The 16,200-nt window shown below is 62.6% G+C and carries 15 protein-coding genes; 5 read left to right on the top strand and 10 right to left on the bottom strand.

The features are described 5' to 3' along the window. Positions 1-30: 30 nt before the first annotated feature. From ACVIJ6_RS06125 to rfbC, 8 genes are all read right to left on the bottom strand, one after another. Positions 31-1,476, bottom strand: a complete 1,446-nt coding sequence (locus tag ACVIJ6_RS06125; protein WP_456771937.1) for an ATP-grasp domain-containing protein — start codon at positions 1,474-1,476, stop codon at positions 31-33. Then, on the bottom strand, positions 1,473-2,726 hold the full coding sequence (locus tag ACVIJ6_RS06130) for an NAD(P)-binding domain-containing protein (protein WP_456771938.1): 1,254 nt from the start codon (positions 2,724-2,726) through the stop codon (positions 1,473-1,475). Before ACVIJ6_RS06130 ends, ACVIJ6_RS06125 begins: the two co-directional genes overlap by 4 nt. A 67-nt stretch (positions 2,727-2,793) precedes the next feature. Next, complete coding sequence (locus tag ACVIJ6_RS06135) at positions 2,794-4,029, bottom strand: glycosyltransferase (protein WP_456771939.1); 1,236 nt, start codon at positions 4,027-4,029, stop codon at positions 2,794-2,796. Positions 4,030-4,083: 54 nt separating this feature from the next. Next, on the bottom strand, positions 4,084-5,385 hold the full coding sequence (locus ACVIJ6_RS06140) for a glycosyltransferase family 4 protein (protein ID WP_456771940.1): 1,302 nt from the start codon (positions 5,383-5,385) through the stop codon (positions 4,084-4,086). Positions 5,386-5,462: 77 nt separating this feature from the next. Then, the gene (rfbA, locus tag ACVIJ6_RS06145; protein WP_456771941.1) at positions 5,463-6,353 is read right to left on the bottom strand and encodes a glucose-1-phosphate thymidylyltransferase RfbA; all 891 of its coding nucleotides are present in this window, start codon (positions 6,351-6,353) and stop codon (positions 5,463-5,465) included. An 8-nt stretch (positions 6,354-6,361) separates the two neighbouring features. Then, complete coding sequence (gene rfbD / locus ACVIJ6_RS06150; protein ID WP_456771942.1) at positions 6,362-7,264, bottom strand: dTDP-4-dehydrorhamnose reductase; 903 nt, start codon at positions 7,262-7,264, stop codon at positions 6,362-6,364. Between the two features lie 3 nt (positions 7,265-7,267). Continuing rightward, the gene (rfbB, locus tag ACVIJ6_RS06155; protein ID WP_456771943.1) at positions 7,268-8,314 is read right to left on the bottom strand and encodes a dTDP-glucose 4,6-dehydratase; all 1,047 of its coding nucleotides are present in this window, start codon (positions 8,312-8,314) and stop codon (positions 7,268-7,270) included. Next, on the bottom strand, positions 8,311-8,886 hold the full coding sequence (gene rfbC, locus ACVIJ6_RS06160; RefSeq protein ID WP_456771944.1) for a dTDP-4-dehydrorhamnose 3,5-epimerase: 576 nt from the start codon (positions 8,884-8,886) through the stop codon (positions 8,311-8,313). Before rfbC ends, rfbB begins: the two co-directional genes overlap by 4 nt. A gap of 707 nt (positions 8,887-9,593) precedes the next feature. Between rfbC and ACVIJ6_RS06165 the strand changes: the two genes are divergently transcribed. Then, complete coding sequence (locus ACVIJ6_RS06165) at positions 9,594-11,060, top strand: undecaprenyl-phosphate glucose phosphotransferase (protein WP_456771945.1); 1,467 nt, start codon at positions 9,594-9,596, stop codon at positions 11,058-11,060. A gap of 368 nt (positions 11,061-11,428) precedes the next feature. Further along, positions 11,429-11,626 (top strand): hypothetical protein, encoded by a 198-nt coding sequence (locus ACVIJ6_RS06170; protein ID WP_148221396.1) that lies wholly within the window; start codon positions 11,429-11,431, stop codon positions 11,624-11,626. 83 nt (positions 11,627-11,709) lie between these two features. On the opposite strand, the gene ACVIJ6_RS06175 is transcribed toward ACVIJ6_RS06170, so the two are convergent. Beyond that, positions 11,710-11,934, bottom strand: a complete 225-nt coding sequence (locus tag ACVIJ6_RS06175) for a hypothetical protein (protein ID WP_456771946.1) — start codon at positions 11,932-11,934, stop codon at positions 11,710-11,712. A gap of 438 nt (positions 11,935-12,372) precedes the next feature. Then, positions 12,373-12,693 (bottom strand): hypothetical protein, encoded by a 321-nt coding sequence (locus ACVIJ6_RS06180; RefSeq protein ID WP_456771947.1) that lies wholly within the window; start codon positions 12,691-12,693, stop codon positions 12,373-12,375. A 145-nt stretch (positions 12,694-12,838) separates the two neighbouring features. Here ACVIJ6_RS06180 and ACVIJ6_RS06185 point away from each other — a divergent pair, with 145 nt between their 5' ends. The 3 genes from ACVIJ6_RS06185 (at position 12,839) to ACVIJ6_RS06195 (ending at position 16,061) form a co-directional block, all read left to right on the top strand. Beyond that, positions 12,839-14,038 carry a hypothetical protein gene (locus tag ACVIJ6_RS06185; RefSeq protein WP_456771948.1) on the top strand — a complete coding sequence of 400 codons (1,200 nt, stop codon included), beginning with the start codon at positions 12,839-12,841 and terminating at the stop codon, positions 14,036-14,038. A 146-nt stretch (positions 14,039-14,184) separates the two neighbouring features. Further along, complete coding sequence (locus tag ACVIJ6_RS06190; RefSeq protein WP_456771949.1) at positions 14,185-14,835, top strand: hypothetical protein; 651 nt, start codon at positions 14,185-14,187, stop codon at positions 14,833-14,835. Between the two features lie 95 nt (positions 14,836-14,930). Continuing rightward, the gene (locus tag ACVIJ6_RS06195; RefSeq protein WP_456771950.1) at positions 14,931-16,061 is read left to right on the top strand and encodes a glycosyltransferase family 4 protein; all 1,131 of its coding nucleotides are present in this window, start codon (positions 14,931-14,933) and stop codon (positions 16,059-16,061) included. Positions 16,062-16,200 lie beyond the last annotated feature (139 nt).

A 16,200-nucleotide genomic window follows, 5' to 3' on the forward strand; every position in this document is an offset into this window, starting at 1 on the left:
CCTGGGCGACGCCGGGGGCGGTATCCGTGCTCAGTGATCGCGGCCGGATGCCCCCGATGCGTTGCACACGAATTCGCCCGTGAGATGCGAAGCGGTCGTGTAATGCCCGCGCTGCGCCTCGGAGCTGGGACGATCGACCGGACCCTGGCTGATATGGCGGCGGATCAAGCGGGCATCCGCCGGATGTCGCGCGACGAGGTGACGTTCGTGCACAGCGACGAGCGCCGGCTCGGCGGACGGCACGTCGTGCAGAACGGCAGAGGAGCTCAGATAGAAACTCTTCGGATCGCGATCGAGCTCCTTCGGAAACAACGCGATCAGCCGCTCATCAGCTGACTCGGCCGAGAGCGTATGCTGGCGACCGCTGACCTCCGACATCAGGGCGCCCGCGAGATCTTGACCGAACAATTGCCCCAGATGACAGCTGCCGACACAGCGCGGGTTCATCTCGATCAGCGTGGCCGTTTCGTCCTCGGTGTTGAGCATGAAATCGAAGCTGACGAAGCCGGAACAGCCGAGCGCCTCGGTCAGCGCAGCCGCAGTCTCGGCCATCTCCTGGTTCTCGACATGACGAATGACGGTGCTGGCGCCGGTCGGCTCCGGATGGATCTGCTCCGCGACGAAGCTGACGCCAGCCAGCACGCGGCCTTGCCAGGTGCTGACGGTGCGAAAGGCGGGCCGTCCCGCAGCATGGGTCTGAGCGATCATGTCCGCCGAGGCCCACAGATCGAATCCGGCTGCGCGCTGAAGCGCATGTTTCGCTGTCGATGCGAGACGGCGTATCCCGGAGCCGCTGCGCCGCTGTGCGGCGACGCGCTGGGCGAATTGGGAGCGGTCCTGCACGACTTCGACCCCGAAGCCTCCACAGGTGTGCTCCGTCTTCAGGAACAGCGGAAACGACCAGTCATCATCAGGCGGATCTTCGTCCGCGAAGGCTCCGGTCACGGCCGCGTGGTGCGGCTTGCGCAGACCGAGGCGTGCGGCGAGCTCCATGAGCAGATGGCGGCTGGTCGCCGTCCGATAGCCGTGCGGGGCACCGAGCGACCGAACCAGGATCTCGCGTGCGCCGGCCGAAAGCTGGCGAGTTGCGACAAGGCTGCGGAGCAGCCAGGCTGCGATGTCGTCCAGCGGCACGATCAGCTCGGGCGACCAGTCTCGTACGACCTGTTCGAGCCGGCGGCGAACGAACAAAGAGGTCAGCCAGACGCTGTTGAAAGACGGCAGCGGGATGTGTCGCGTCAATCCGTTCACCGACGCGGCATAGAAGTCGGGCGGGCTGATGAGGGCGCACAGCGCCCCATGTTGCGCGATGTCGACGACGACCCTTTCGCAGCCGACATTGTTGACGATCGCGACGAACAAAACGCGCGGCTTGCCCGGGGGACACCGCGCGCCGTCAATCGTCCCGCCCGCCGAGAGATTCGCGCGGTCCAGCGAGACCGGATCGACGACCGCGGGGCGGCCGGACCGGATCACGGACGCGACCTCTCGGAGCTCAGCGCCGTGAACCGTTCATCCTGCAAGCTGCCTTTGCGAACCGAGACTCCGGCGAGACGGCGCGCCAACCGTCTGGCGGTGTAGTCGGCACCATAGGCGAAGCGCATCAACGGTCCGAAGCTGTTGGCGGCGGCGGGACCGACGAAATAGAGGTTCGGGACGCTCGACTCGAAATGCCGCGACAGCGCCGGCGCGGTGTCCGACCTGCGCAGCGACGAGCGGATCCCGTCGCCAAGAAACGTCAGGCGGTCGAGATCGACGCGATAGCCTGTCGCGCTGATCACGTGATCGGCCTCCAACGTCCTTGTCGCACCATCGGAGTGGCTGATCTGCAGGCGCACGCCCCGTCCGCCGGCTTCGACCTTCGCCACCTTTGCATCGGCGACAACCGGCACAAGTCCCTCGACCTGGTCCCGCACAAACCAGGCCGGCGCGGGACCGAGATAGCGTCGGACGACGTCGACGCGGAAGTCCTCTGGCATGGCGTGGAACACCAGCGGCGCGTGAACGCACAGCACCGACTTCCAGCCCGGGCCCAGTCCGGTCATCGGCGCCTTGATCCGGTCGAGCAGAGAGCGCTGACCCAAGGCCGATTGAAAGCGGATGCTCGGCCGCCGGGTGACGATGAACGGGTTGGCTCCACGCGTGCGAAGCAAGGCCGCGATGTCGGTTGCCGAAGCGCCCCCGCCGACCACCGCGACGTCTCGCCCGGCGAGATGCTCAGCGTCGCCGTAGCACGAGGCATGTGTCACGAGGTCAGTCGACAACCCATCGAGCTGGGGTGGCGTGTAGCTGAAGGCCTTGATGCCCGTTGCGACGACGACCGTCCGCGCCCGGCCCCCCTCCCCATCGTCCAGCCGCAGCGCAAAGCCATTCGGGACCGTTTCGACCGACGTGACCAACCTGGGCTCGAGATGCGGGATGAACTTCTGCTGGAAGGCCCGGCCATAGGCCGAGAAGATCTCCACTTTCACCGGGGTTCCGGTGTGCGAATAAGGCAACCCATTCAGCTGGCAATAACGCTCGAGCGTCAACTCGCCGGTGGGATCGGACAGATTGGACGCGAACCCTTCCGATTTGAGCTTCATGCCGACCGGCATCGCCTCGTGCCACGTCTGCATCGGCAGACCGAAGACGCGGACGTCGCGTCCTTGCGCAAGAAGATGGCTCGCGACCGACAGCCCGTAGGGGCCTGCGCCGATAACCGCAATCTCGACCTGGGTACTCATGATGCAACTCACTCCGGGAACTGGCTGCGGCGCCGCGTCGGCGACGGCTCGCGACGGGAACGATAGGTCATGAAGACAAGGCTTGGACCGGGCGAGACGGCGCGAACGTCAACTCGGCCTCGGAACTTGCCGGCTCGGAAAAGAAGGAATGGATCGTGCCGAGCAGCGCCGACAGATCGCCGCTCGCCTTCAGCAGGGCGTCGTAACGCCGTGCTGCCTCTCTTGCTGTCGCGAGGCGTTCCGGTTGGTTCAAGATCGTCTGCGCGGTGCGTTCGTCGATCTCGAAAACGGCACCTTCATGGCCGGCCGGCAGCCCTTCCAGACAGTGCGTGGACGCGAGGACCGGCACCCCCGCCGCCAGCGCGCTCACCACCTTGATCTTCAGCCCGGTGCCATCGACCGGTGCCAGCGCGGCTTTGCTGCGCGCATAGATGTCCTCGACACGGTCGACGAAACCCAGCAGCTCGACATTCGGAAATTCAGCGGCGGCGGCGATCACCGCCGGCTGGTCGCAGACCTTGCCGCACACCGCGATGCGATAATTGGCCAGCCATGAACCGTGCTCCTTGAGCAGCGTGGTCAGACCGCGCACATTCATCTCATATTCTGAGCCGACGAAAATGAGATCGAAATCATAGTTCTGCTGCGCCAGGTCCGGCGCGGAATTCGGCCGCTCCCAGGAAGGGACGTAGGAGATCGTGGGCGATGCCAGCATCATCTTGAAGAACGCCGTTTCGGCCGAGGAGATCGCGAGCACGCCGCGCACGGCTTCCAGCGCCCCGACCTCGCCGCGCAGCTTGCGCAGCGGCATCAGCGAGACGGGACTCCGGTGATGCAGCTTCGACCATTTCAGGAAGTTGACGTCGTGCGTCTCGACAATACAGCGCGACGTCTCGACGCCGTTGAGCTGGGCGAGACCTTCAGCATAGCTCACGATGAAGAGATTCGAACGCGATCGGAGCGCATCGAATTTCGGCGTCGTGCCCTTGACCGACAGCCGCAGGAGCTGGGCTGCGAGCCAGGGAAACAATGAGACGAGAAGGTTTTTGGCCCGCGTCACATAACGCAAGAGCTTGGTATGGCGCTCGATCACCAGTTCGATGCCCGGCCACCGCCGACGGAACGCCGCTTCCGCCGCAGGCGTCCAAGGACATTCCGGATGATTGTCGTAGGAGTAGAGCGTGACGTTGCTGAATTCCTGCGCAAGCCGATCCAGCATCGAGGTGATACGAACATGCGAGCCATTGGCGGCCGGCAGGAAGCTGCCATAGTAGAAGACGACTAGCCGATTTTCAGTCTGCATTGCCTCTCTCTTTACGCAGGAGTACCCCCGGGGTCGCTTCGTAGTCAGGGCCGATCAGCCCGGACCTCCCTTGTCTGATCGCCAGCTTGCGATGGATTGCTGGATCGCCTTGCGCCAGGCGGACACCGCCGCCTCGCTCGAAAAGCGACCGATATTGGCTTTCATGGCGGTCAGGCGCGCCGCCCGCTCCTGATCATCCATGGTGACGAGCGTTCTCATGCCGGCGGCGATCTGACCGACATCGAGCGGATCGACCAGCACGGCGGAATCGCCGGTCACCTCGTGCAGGGCGCCGCCTGCGCCAACCAGCGGCACCAACGCATGATTGATAGCCTCAGCGGCCGGCAGACCGAAGCCTTCCAGGATGCTCGGCAGCACGAAGCCGCGGGCGTGCCGATACAGCCAACGAAGCTGGCGGTCATTGACATAGCCGCAGAGGTGAACGCCCTTGGTGTCGCGGGCGGCGGCTTCGACAGCCTCTGCGCCCGGTTCCGGGCCGCCGCAGATGACATAGGCGCAGCCCTCGTCGGCCAGCCCTGACATGGCGTAGGCCGCGATCGCGCGCGCGTGGTTTTTGCGCGCGCCGATGCTTCCGACAGTCAGCAGGAACCGAGAGGGCAGGTCTGGAATCGCCTCCTCTTCGGCATCGTCGAGGTCCGATCTGATCGGCGGATGAGCAACGGCAAGCAACGGGAAGTCGTCGCCATAGAGCCGAATGAAATCGTTCTTCGAGGCTTCGCTGACAAAGACGATCAGCGGACGAGCCGCTTTGATGCGCTCGAAAGCGGCCGAATAGATCTCACGCACACCGGGCGCATAGAGCTCGGGATGGGTGATGGGCCCCATATCGTGGCACAGCACGACGTCGTAGCGTCGGAGGCGATACAGCACGCATTCACGTGGATCAGTGAAGAACACCGGCCGCCGTCCGCGCATCGCCGGAAACACGCGATAAGTCCAGGGATGCTGTGTCCGAAACGAGACCTCGATGCGGGCCAGACGTCCCAGGATGCGCGACATGGTTCGCGGCGGTACCTTGGCCGAAGGCAGACGCCAGAACAACTGGCGGGAAATCAAATCGGCGCATGCCTCGATCATGTCGCGACAAAGGAAGTATTTCCCCGTGCGATTGTTCAAGGCGAGCGTAAACTCGCAATCAATCTGCAAATCCCGCTGCATCAAACTCGGATTCCTTACAGACCCGGCGATTTGCCGCGCAATGCGGCCATTAGGTTCTAACGAATTTTCGGCGAAACCATATCCGCGACCCGGGCCCTTAACAGAGGTTAAAGCACCCCCGGCCGCACGCTCATCACGCGCTGCAAGATGTAGCAGCCCGGCGTGCCGGTCCAGCACCACTATTGTTCCGCATGGTAAATTCTGCAGCGTTATTAAGCCGCCACGGAACCCGCTGTAAGCTGTGATGAAGTCCCTTACCGCCGTTCGGCCTGGTCAGATCTGGCGATGGACAGCAGATAGCGGCCGTAATCGCACTTACCCAGCGCCTCGCCGAGGCGCTCCAGCTGCTGACGATCGATGAAGCCGCAATTGAACGCGATCTCCTCGGGGCAGGCGATCCGGAGCCCCTGGCGGCGCTCGAGCGACGCCACGAAATCAGATGCGGCCAGCAGGCTGTCCGGCGTCCCGGTATCAAGCCAGGCGAAGCCGCGCCCCATCAGTTCGACATCGAGCAGGCCGCGCTCCAGATAGACGCGGTTGAGATCGGTAATCTCCAGCTCGCCGCGCGCCGAAGGGCGCAGCCCGGACGCGATCTTCGCTGCCTCGCCATCATAGAAGTACAGGCCGGTGACCGCGAAATTCGATTTGGGAACGGCCGGCTTTTCCTCGATCGAGCTCGCGCGCCCGGACTCGTCGAAGCCGACGACGCCGTAGCGCTGCGGGTCCGCGACGCGATAGGCAAAGACCGTCGCGCCCTGCGTTCGCGAAGCGGCGCGCGACAGCATCTCGGGAAGTCCGTGGCCATAGAAGATGTTGTCACCGAGAATAAGCGCCGACGAAGCGCCATCCACGAAGTCGGCACCGATGATGTAGGCTTCCGCGAGCCCGGCCGGGCGCTGCTGAACCGCATAGGACAATTCCAGGCCCAAGCGCTCGCCGCTGCCGAGCAGCGCTTCGAACCGCGGCAGATCCTCCGGCGTCGATATGATGAGGATCTGGCGAATGCCGGCGAGCATCAGCGTCGTCAGCGGATAATAGATCATCGGCTTGTCGTAGATCGGCAGCAGCTGCTTGGAGATCGCCAGCGTCATCGGATACAGGCGCGTTCCGCTGCCGCCCGCCAGAATGATTCCCTTCACGTTCATCTCCTTCGTCAGCTTCCGGTGGCGATCAGGCGCGAGACGCACTCCGAAAGTGAAGCCTCAAGCGACGGCATGGAAACTCCAAAGACCGCCGTCAGCCGATCGCATGACAAGCGCGAATTGGCGGGCCGGCGCGCCGGCGTGGGATAATCGCGCGTCGGGATCGGCTCGATGCGCGCCGTTCGCGCACCCTGCGCGGCCGCGATCCGCATGATCCTGCAGGCGAAATCGTACCACGTGACGACGTCGGGACCGGCAATATGCGTGACGCCGCCAAACTCGCTCGTCCAGCCGGCGCGGTCGATCCTGCGCGCGATCGCAAGAATGGCCCGCGCGATGTCGAGTGCGGAGGTCGGGCAGCCGACCTGATCGTTCACGACCCGCAACGTGTCGCGGCTGCTTGCAAGCCGGAGCATCGTCCGAACGAAGTTCTGGCCGAATGGCGAATACACCCAGGCGGTTCTCAGGATGACATGCCGACTGTTCGCTGCGGCGACCGCGAGCTCGCCTGCAAGCTTCGAGGCACCATAGACGTTGATCGGAGCAGGCGCGTCATCCTCCACATAGGGAGCCGGCTTCGCGCCGTCGAAAACATAGTCGGTCGACAGATGGATGGTCGGGATCTCCAGGCGCGCGCTCGCTTCCGCGACCGCTCTCGCACCATCCCGGTTGACATGATAGGTGGCGGCCACTTCCTCTTCCGCGCGATCGACCGCCGTATAGGCGGCGGGATTGATCACGATGTCAGGCTGGAAGCCGCGCAAGGCCTGCAGGACAGCATCGGCATCCGCGATATCGAACGCGTCGCGCCCGCCAAAGCCTAGGACCAGGTCAGGCTGCGCCTCAGATGCTTCCTGGAGCGCCCTGGCGACCTGCCCGTGCAGTCCGAGGACATATAGCCGCGTCGACTTCAAGACCTACCTCGATACGCCAATCCGCTCGCCGCGATAAACATCGCGAAGCGGCATCCACCAATCCGACCGGTCGAGATACCAGCGCACGGTCTTCTCGATCCCGGTCTCGAACGTCTCCTGCGCCTTCCAACCGAGCTCGCTTTCCAGCTTGCCGCAGTCGAGCGCATAGCGACGATCATGGCCGGGTCGATCCGCCACGAAGGTCAGCAGGCGTTCGTGGGGACCACCGGCGGGACGCAGCCGGTCGAGACACTTACAGATCTGCCTGACCACATCGACGTTGCGGCGTTCCGTCCGTCCTCCGATATTGTAGGTCGCTCCCGGGACGCCGCGTTCGAGCAGCGCGACCAGCGCGCGCGCGTGATCGTCGACGAACAGCCAGTCACGGATGTTGCCGCCGTCGCCATAGACCGGCAGCGGCTGCGCATGCAGCGCGTTCAGGATCATCAGCGGGATGAGCTTTTCCGGAAACTGATACGGTCCATAATTGTTGGAGCAGTTCGAGACGATGACCGGCAGCCCGTAGGTCCGGTGCCAGGCCCGCGCCAGATGATCCGATCCGGCCTTGCTGGCCGAATAGGGCGAGCTTGGATCGTAGGCGGTGGTTTCCGTGAACAGCCCCTCCTTGCCGAGCGAACCGAAGACTTCGTCGGTCGAGACATGAATGAAGCGAAACTGGTCTGCCTTCGCGCGCCCCGCTCCGCTGAGATATCCGCGCGCCACCTCCAGCAGCGTAAAGGTGCCAACCAGGTTGGTCTGAATGAAATGATCAGGACCATCGATCGAACGATCGACATGGGTTTCCGCGGCGAGATGGATGATGGCATCCGGAGCGAAGCTCGCAAACGCCTGCTCCACCTTCTGCCTTTCGCAGATGTCGACCTGCTCGAACGAAAAGCTCGGGCTCGACATCACCGGCGCCAACGACGCGGTGTTCCCCGCATAGGTCAGCTTGTCGAGCACGAGGACCGTATGTCCGAGATCGGCTACGAGATGACGGCAGACCGCCGAGCCGATGAAACCCGCCCCGCCTGTAACGATGATCTTCATGAGGATGTCTTCTCAGAGAACTGAAAAACCGGGGCAAGGCCGGAAAGCCGGGGATGCACGCGATCCTTGTCGGACAGGATCACCTCGTCGCTGCCCAGCCGCCAATCGATTCCAAGATCAGGATCGTCCCACGCAAGACCAAGTTCGGAGGACGGAGCCCAATAGTCGGTGACTTTGTAGAGAACCTCGCAAGGCGCCTCCAGCACCGCATAGCCGTGCGCAAAACCTTCGGGGACCCACAATTGCGTCCAATTGGCCGAGGACAGTTCGACGGCAACATGACGCCCGAAGGTCGGAGATCCCGTTCTGATATCGACCGCCACGTCCAAGATGGCGCCGCGGATACAACGTACGAGCTTGCCCTGCGCGCGCGGCGGACGCTGGAAATGCAGCCCGCGCAGCACGCCGCGTTGGGCCGAGAAGACGTGGTTCTCCTGAACGAAATCGACCGGCAGGCCTGCTGAGGAAGCGATCTCGCGTCGATACACCTCGGAAAAGAAGCCACGCGCATCGCCGTGCTTCACAGGGGTGAGAGACAGAATGCCCAATATCGGATAGCGCTCAATATGCATTCCAGTCTCGCAACGAGATGATAAATGGCCTTACGGTCGCTGAGGACCGTGGCCGACTTATACCAAGAGCCGTAGATCAGGCCAGCCCTCGCCCGTAGGACCGACCATCATCACGCGGTCCACCAATCCGCGGGCGCGCTGTCCGCCGCGTCAATCGGTGCGGATCTGTGCTTCGATCTCGCAATCACCGTGCCTGTGATAAAAATACCACAAGCCTCAAGCGTCTGCGGGAGCGCGGAGCTTGAACGTCACTGGATTTCGGAAGCGGAAGCCGCCGCTTTCGAGAAGCAAGCGCGGATCGCCGCGGCGGCAATTCCCCCATCGCCCCCCTCCTACAAGGACGAATTGCCAGCGAAGATCATCAGTTGACGCGCCCCCTCGCGGTCATCGGCCCAGCTGCGTGCAGAGAACGACGGATCAGTTCGACGTCATCCGCAGCCTCCTTCGACAGGGGCGAGCGGCCACGATGCAATCAGCGGAGCGAACAATGTCGGTCAATGGCTCTGCAATAGCACGCCGCCGACTGTGTCGAATGGGGAACAAAGCTGCCGAGATCGCCATTACGCCATTCCAAATACCGGTCTCCGCCACACATGAGGTTGCATTGCAATCCCCTCAAGATTAGTCTGCCCGCATTGGTGGAAAATTACTTCTGAAAGTTGAGATCAGACTGACTACTCACCTTTTGAATGCGGAATGGTTCTTTGATGTCGATGCGGTCAGAGGTTCGCGATCCGGAGCAAGAGGTTGCGACCGCAGCGGTTGCGAGAGCCCAAGCTCCGCTTCCGAGCCAAGCGATCACCTACGTTCTCGCCACCGCAGACGCGGCGATCATTCTGATCGCGAGTTTGTCCGCATGCTTTGCCTATCATTGGCTGACCGACACCCCGATCCCTGACCTCTCCGCATATTTTGCGCTCGGCCTCGCCGCCAGCTTTCTTCACATCGTTCGACTGAGCGGCCTCGCCTACTACGATCTGGAAAGCGCAGCGAAGCCCGCGGTCGAGTTCCTCGAGATCATGTTCTCCTGGCTCACGACAGCGCTGATGCTGGCGTTCTTTGCGTTCCTGTTCAAGATCGGCACCGCGTTCTCCAGAGGCGCGTTCCTGTTGTTTCTCGCCGCGGCGCCAGCAGGGCTGCTAGCCGGCAGGAAATTGGCAAAGTACCTGCTCGAAGATGCAGTTGTCCGCGGTGTGATCGGCCGACGCGACCTGATTCTTCTCGGCGCTCCCCAGGAGTTGGACGCGCTCGAGCCGAGAGATCTGCTGGTTCTGTTTGGCGCCGCCGAAGTTCATCGAATCGCGCTGAGCGCAGCGTCGGACCCGGCGAATCAGAAGGCCGGCGATCTCAAAGCCGTGGCGACTGCCGCGAAATTCATGCAGGAGCACGACGTGACGGAAGTCCTGCTCGTGATCCCCTGGAACTCGTCGGATCGGCTGGAGTACCTGCGCCAGCAGATGAAGGCGTTCCCCGTGTCAGTTCGGCTGCTGCCGGACAAACAGATTCGCGCCTTGAGTGACTACGCGCCATCCGCCCAGCAGCGCGTCGTCTCGCTGGAGATCCAGCGCGCGCCGCTGAGTGCCGTGGAGCGTGGCGTGAAGCGCATGATGGACATCGTCATCGGGCTCGCCGCACTGATCCTGTTGAGTCCGATCATCGCGTTGACCGCGATCTTGATCAAGCTCGACGGAAACGGGCCGGTGTTCTTTCTGCAGAACAGAAAGGGCTTCAATGGCCGGCAATTCGTGATGTTCAAGTTCCGGACGATGACCGTGTTGGAGAACGGCGATACTGTAACGCAGGCGACGCGGAACGATCCGCGGGTCACGCGCATCGGCGCCTATCTCCGCAGCGCCAGCATCGATGAGCTGCCCCAGTTGGTCAACGTGTTGCGCGGCGACATGTCCCTGGTCGGGCCGCGTCCTCACGCCATCGCCCATGACAATCAGTTCGAGCGCCTGCTGCAGGATTATGCGTTCAGGCACCACGTCAAGCCGGGAATGACCGGCTGGGCGCAAGTCAATGGCCTCCGTGGCGCGACCCCCTCACTTGATCTGATTTCCAGGCGCGTCGAGATGGACCTCTGGTACATCAACAATTGGAGCCTCTGGCTCGATGTTCAGATCATCATGAAGACCTTCTTCGAAGTGGTGCGAAAGAGGAACGCGTTCTGACCGCGTTCGCATCTGCGAAGGACGAGGACCGACCGGTAACTTCGTCCCCGGTGCGCATCTGAGCACCAAAGCTCTTGGACTCTCCTGTGCGGCGACACGGTTCCTGCCCACAATTAGAGCTGCACTTGCCGCATACCTCCTATACCGAGAGGCGATCTGGGCTCCTGGCACCGCCCGTTAATTGTGTTGAACCGCATAAAGTCATCGGTTTACACTCGATTTTGCACAGTTGCGCCGTCGTTGGCGCGCCGAAGCTGCTGAATGGTGACCGCAGTAGGCGGGCTCCATGGCAGGGCTGCCATATCTGCGCCAGCTTTGACATAGTTAATAGGGCGTATCACGTCGAAAACAACCTGAAGTACCTGCCAATGATTGCTGCCCTCAACTCCCGCTTCAAGCATGTTGCTATGGCGCTCGGCGCCGCGGTTCTGAGCGCTGCCTTCTTTAGGCACACTGCCCATGTTTACGCCGGCTTTTCGCGCGAGGAGATCCGATCTGCAGCCCTCGTCATGTGCCTGGCGATGCTGATTATCCTGACTGCGGGCCATACGCTGCGTAAGAACTGAGCAGAAGCCTAGGTTACCTGACCAACCGAAAGGCAAGCCCGTACCGACAAGCCCGTCGGCGATGATGCCGCGGGATATCGAACTCAGCGGGCGGGTGGCGCGCCGTCTTTCCTCATGAAACAGACAACCCGACCCACCGTCTGAAGGCGTTGTTGACCGCCGACCGGATTGTTGAGCTCCGCCCTGATCGCGTCGGCAGCCTTGTTGCAGAGTTGTTCGTTGGGGAATGAGTCGATGACCTGGGTCGTCGGCTGAGTCGGGCTTCCAAACACGATCCACTGCAACGAGACGAACAAGACCCATTCCATCGAAAGCTCCCGACTCGATCGCGAGCTCCTGCGATCAGCTATCGAGGCAACCCAAGTTAGCTTTCTGACGACTCGCGCGGCCCGACGTTAAGGATCGTCTCGCCTCGTGTCCATCAAGCTGGTACGCTTGAAAGGACCGGATATCCTGGTTGGACGGGGAGTTAAGAATTTGAGCGCGCTGACGAAACGCAGTTTCACTGTGCTGTGGCTGGTGGCTTTCGCCAGCTCGGCCACAGCTCAAAATGGGATTACGCCGCAAAGGGACGCCAGCGGGAATCTTCGGCGTGAGAATGCGCCCTACTCCCCCCAGGGGATCAACCAGGGCCCGATCAACAACGGGCCCATCAGGAACACGCCTGCTCAACCTTCGACGACGAACCGCACACCCGCGCAGGGGACCAGCCGATAGTCATCGGCGGTGACGGCCGAGGTCGTGCCTCACCACCACCAGATCATTTCGCGCGCCGGCGCTCCGCAGACGACCGCACGGCGGTGTTCGATGCCATAGGCGGTCTGGACGGGCACCGTCTTGATGCAGCTGGGGTGAACGGCAAGATTATAGTGGAAAGGCGCGCCCTCGAATGAACCGTGCAGCGGGCACAGATGGTCGAGGTTCGGACCGCACTGCGTGAGCGGATAAAGCCGATGACGCGCCGAAGCCGGATTAGATAGCGCCACTGCAGCAATCGCGACTGCGACGGCGGCCGCAATTTTGAACTTGGCGTGCATCGTCTTCATCCCCCAATCAAAGAAGCGCATTATTCGCGCCGAGACTATACGAATCTGACGCTTCTGGCAAAGCCGCCCAGGCCCATCGGCGCTGAATATGACGAAGTGGTGGCCTCCCTCTGTGCTTGGGAGCAATCTACGGTTATGTTCGCCGTCTAGGGGGTAAGGACAGGCGATGAATCCCGAATTGTCGAGTGTCGATAAGGACAAGGCGGTTTCTCCGTTTGCTCAGGAGATCGAATACGCCCTGACTCTGCAGCGGATGATCACCCGTCTGACGGAGGATCCGACCGAACTCCGCCTGACCGTGTACGATTTCGCCCGGGCTCGCCTCAAGGACCAGAGCTCGTGGATGGATTCCAGCGAGCAGGAGCGGCTCGTGGCTGCACTGGAGACAGCCATCCAAGGTGTCGAGCGCTTCGAGGCGCGGCGTACCGAACGGGAAGGGCTGGCTCCTCCACCCCCGCCGGCAGCCCAGCTTTCCCATGAGTCCGCACCGCCGGCGGAGCCGGTCACGCCCCTCCCCGCAACGCAATTGCCCATCACGCCCGCCACCGAGGACATCATCGTTCCGGCGCGGGCGCGTTGGGCCCCGGACGTCATGTACATTCAGGCGCGGGAGGGTTTGCTCTCCAGCCTCGCGCGCTTCGCCCTGAGCGCGGCCCTGATCGGCGGCATCCTGACGATCATTCTCCAGCGCGACGCGATTTGGGGACGCCGCGAGGTCCCCGTTGCACTGCAAAGCGGCGGGCCTGCAAACCCGGCACCGAGCGTGGCAGCCCCGACCACGGCGCCGCCTGCACCGGTCGCAAGCCCGGCCCCGCCGCCGCCCCCCTCGCTCGGGTTTCCGGTCCCCGGCGACTACGGCATCTATGCCATCGCCGAGAACGATCTGAAGGAGCTCGAACTGCTTCCCGAACGCGTCCCCGACAAGCGGATCTCGATCTCGACACCCATCAATCAACCGAGCCGCACCACGCTTCCGGACGGCAAGGTTCGCTTCCTGCTGTTCCGACGCGATCTCGCCGGCAACGCGCCGGAACGTCTGGAAGTGCGGGTGGTCGCGCGCGTGACCCGGGCGCTGTCCTTCGATGCAAAGGGCAAATTGGTGGTGACACCGGTCACGGATGCCTGGAACATCCGCAACAAATCCTACGAGCTGAGACTACGGCCAGTGGCCGGCCATCCGGAAATGCTGCTCGCCCAATCCGAAAAGGCCGATTTCGCGCTGCCGCCCGGACGCTATGTGCTGGCCTTCCGTGAGCAGGCCTATGACTTCACGGTGGCCGGCGCGGTGACCGAATTGGCCCAATGCCTCGAGCGCACCGACGCCGTGAACGGGTCGTTCTACTCCGAATGCAACAACAAGCCCTGAGTAAGAGTTGTCGGTCGTGACTTCTCCCAGGCATGCTTTCCGGCTGGCTGTGCGGGACGATCGGATTGGTCTGCTTCCTGTGTCCATTCCCTCCCTCCTGCGTCAGCGATATCCGGCAGACCGCCGCCGCTGTAAGGTGAAGATGCTTGGATCTGCACCGTCTCCATTATTACTATCGATCTGCCCGCCACATCGCGCGCAAGCATCTCGTCGGTTATTCGGTCAGCCCGATTCCCGCGTTCGACCGCGGCGGCCTGGAATTCTTCACGGCGGCGATCCGATCCAGCCGCGTCTACCTCGAATATGGGAGTGGAGGCTCGACGATCATGGCAGCGAGCCACGTCTCTCGGCTGGTCAGCGTCGAGCCTGACGCGATGTTCGCCAAAGCCGTTCGAGCGGCGCTGCCCAAGACAGAGGCTGAGATCTCGATCCTGACGCCTTGGATCGGCGTGACACGCGACTGGAGCTATCCCGTGTTCGACCGCCCTACCCCCGCAAGACTGGCCAGATGGAAACGCCTGCCGCGCGCGCCATGGGCCGTGTTGTCAGATACTCCCGACCTGATTCTGGTCGATGGCCGCTTTCGGGTCGCCTGCGCGCTGGAAAGCCTGTTGCGGATCGGCCCCGCCACCAAGCTTCTGATCGATGATTATGCAGGCCGCGACTATGGCGCGGTCGAGCAGTTTGGCAGGCTGGTCGCGATGCACGGCCGAATGGCCGAGTTCACCAAACGCTCCGATTTCGACGAGGCGGCCTGCCGGACAGCGCTCGAAACGTCCTATGCTGATGTCCGATGATCCGATCGCGACGTGCCATCCCACAACAGCGCCAGCGTTTTGCTTCGGGGGACTGACAGGGCGCATACGCGCGTCTCGCGCAATTCCAGGACACGATGTCGATGATGCTCAGGACTGATAAGCCGTCGAGACGATGCGCCATCAATGGCCGCTTTCTCGCACAGCCGATGACAGGCGTTCAGCGCTATGCCTACGAAATCGTCAGCGCGCTCGATGCGCTTCTGTCGACAGAACCGGACGCAGCACTGGCATTCAGCCTGGTGGTGCCGCCGCAGACCAAGCACCATATCGATCTGCAACGCATCGATCTCGTCCGCACGACATTCGGCTCGGGCCATGTCTGGGACCAGGTCACCCTGCCGCGTCATGCCGCGGATGTGGGGCTCAACCTCGCGAATTTCGGACCGCTCCTCGCACGCCGGCAGATCGTCTGTATTCACGATGCGAACACCTTCGTAGTTCCCGACAGCTATTCCCGCAAATTCGGCCTCGCCTACCGCACGCTGTTGCCCATCATGGGCAGGATGGCGACGAGGGTCGCCACGGTCTCACAATTCTCGGCCGACATGCTGGTCAAGTTCGGGGTGACCCGGCGCGACAAGATCTTCATCGCTCCAAACGGGCACGAGCACGTGCTGCGCTGGGATTCCGCGCGAGCACGCCTGCCGATCCTGCAGCAACTCACCCGTCCCTATGTGCTGCTGCTGGGCAGTACTGCGAAGCATAAGAACGTAGACGTCATCATCAGGCAGGCCGATGCGCTCGACGTCGCCGGCATTGATATTCTCGTGGCCGGGGGCGCGTTTTCCATCTTTGCGTCCGACGGCCCCGCAGCGGCGCGTCGCAATGTCCATTATCTGGGCTTTGTCGAGGATGACCAGCTCGCGGCTCTCTATGAAGGCGCACTCTGCCTTGTATTTCCGTCCAAGACGGAGGGATTCGGAATTCCACCATTGGAAGCGATGGCGAAAGGATGCCCGGTCATATCCTCCAATGCGGCAAGCCTGACGGAGGTCGGCGGCGACGCCGTGTTATATGTCGCTCCCGATGACGGACAGGGCTGGCGGGACACCATCATCCGCCTGAGCCAGGCGCCCGACCTGCACCGTTCCCTCTCGGCGCAGGGACGAAAGCGGGCCGAGCTGTTCTCGTGGAAGCGCAGCGCGGAACTCTATTTGAACGAACTCCTGCGCCTTGCGACCTCGCGCGCCACCCCCAGCCTATAGGTTTCGGGTATTCTGCTATTCGGAACGCTTATTCAAAGGCCACGCGTCTCGATCTGCAGGCGCAAAAAATCGTTCCAATGGAGGGCATTCTGCGACATGTTGTGAGACGCTCGCCAGATTGGGAGGAACGGGACTCGCC

It is taken from the genome of Bradyrhizobium sp. USDA 4369, assembly GCF_054056435.1.

Coding starts and splice junctions, on each gene's coding strand:
- ACVIJ6_RS06130 (WP_456771938.1), bottom strand. CDS start 2,726: ATGAGTACCCAGGTCGAGATTGCGGTTATCGGCGCAGGCCCCTACGGG.
- ACVIJ6_RS06135 (WP_456771939.1), bottom strand. CDS start 4,029: ATGCAGACTGAAAATCGGCTAGTCGTCTTCTACTATGGCAGCTTCCTG.
- rfbA (WP_456771941.1), bottom strand. CDS start 6,353: ATGAACGTGAAGGGAATCATTCTGGCGGGCGGCAGCGGAACGCGCCTG.
- rfbB (WP_456771943.1), bottom strand. CDS start 8,314: ATGAAGATCATCGTTACAGGCGGGGCGGGTTTCATCGGCTCGGCGGTC.
- rfbC (WP_456771944.1), bottom strand. CDS start 8,886: ATGCATATTGAGCGCTATCCGATATTGGGCATTCTGTCTCTCACCCCT.
- ACVIJ6_RS06165 (WP_456771945.1), top strand. CDS start 9,594: ATGTCGATGCGGTCAGAGGTTCGCGATCCGGAGCAAGAGGTTGCGACC.
- ACVIJ6_RS06170 (WP_148221396.1), top strand. CDS start 11,429: ATGATTGCTGCCCTCAACTCCCGCTTCAAGCATGTTGCTATGGCGCTC.
- ACVIJ6_RS06175 (WP_456771946.1), bottom strand. CDS start 11,934: ATGGAATGGGTCTTGTTCGTCTCGTTGCAGTGGATCGTGTTTGGAAGC.
- ACVIJ6_RS06180 (WP_456771947.1), bottom strand. CDS start 12,693: ATGCGCTTCTTTGATTGGGGGATGAAGACGATGCACGCCAAGTTCAAA.
- ACVIJ6_RS06185 (WP_456771948.1), top strand. CDS start 12,839: ATGAATCCCGAATTGTCGAGTGTCGATAAGGACAAGGCGGTTTCTCCG.
- ACVIJ6_RS06195 (WP_456771950.1), top strand. CDS start 14,931: ATGTCGATGATGCTCAGGACTGATAAGCCGTCGAGACGATGCGCCATC.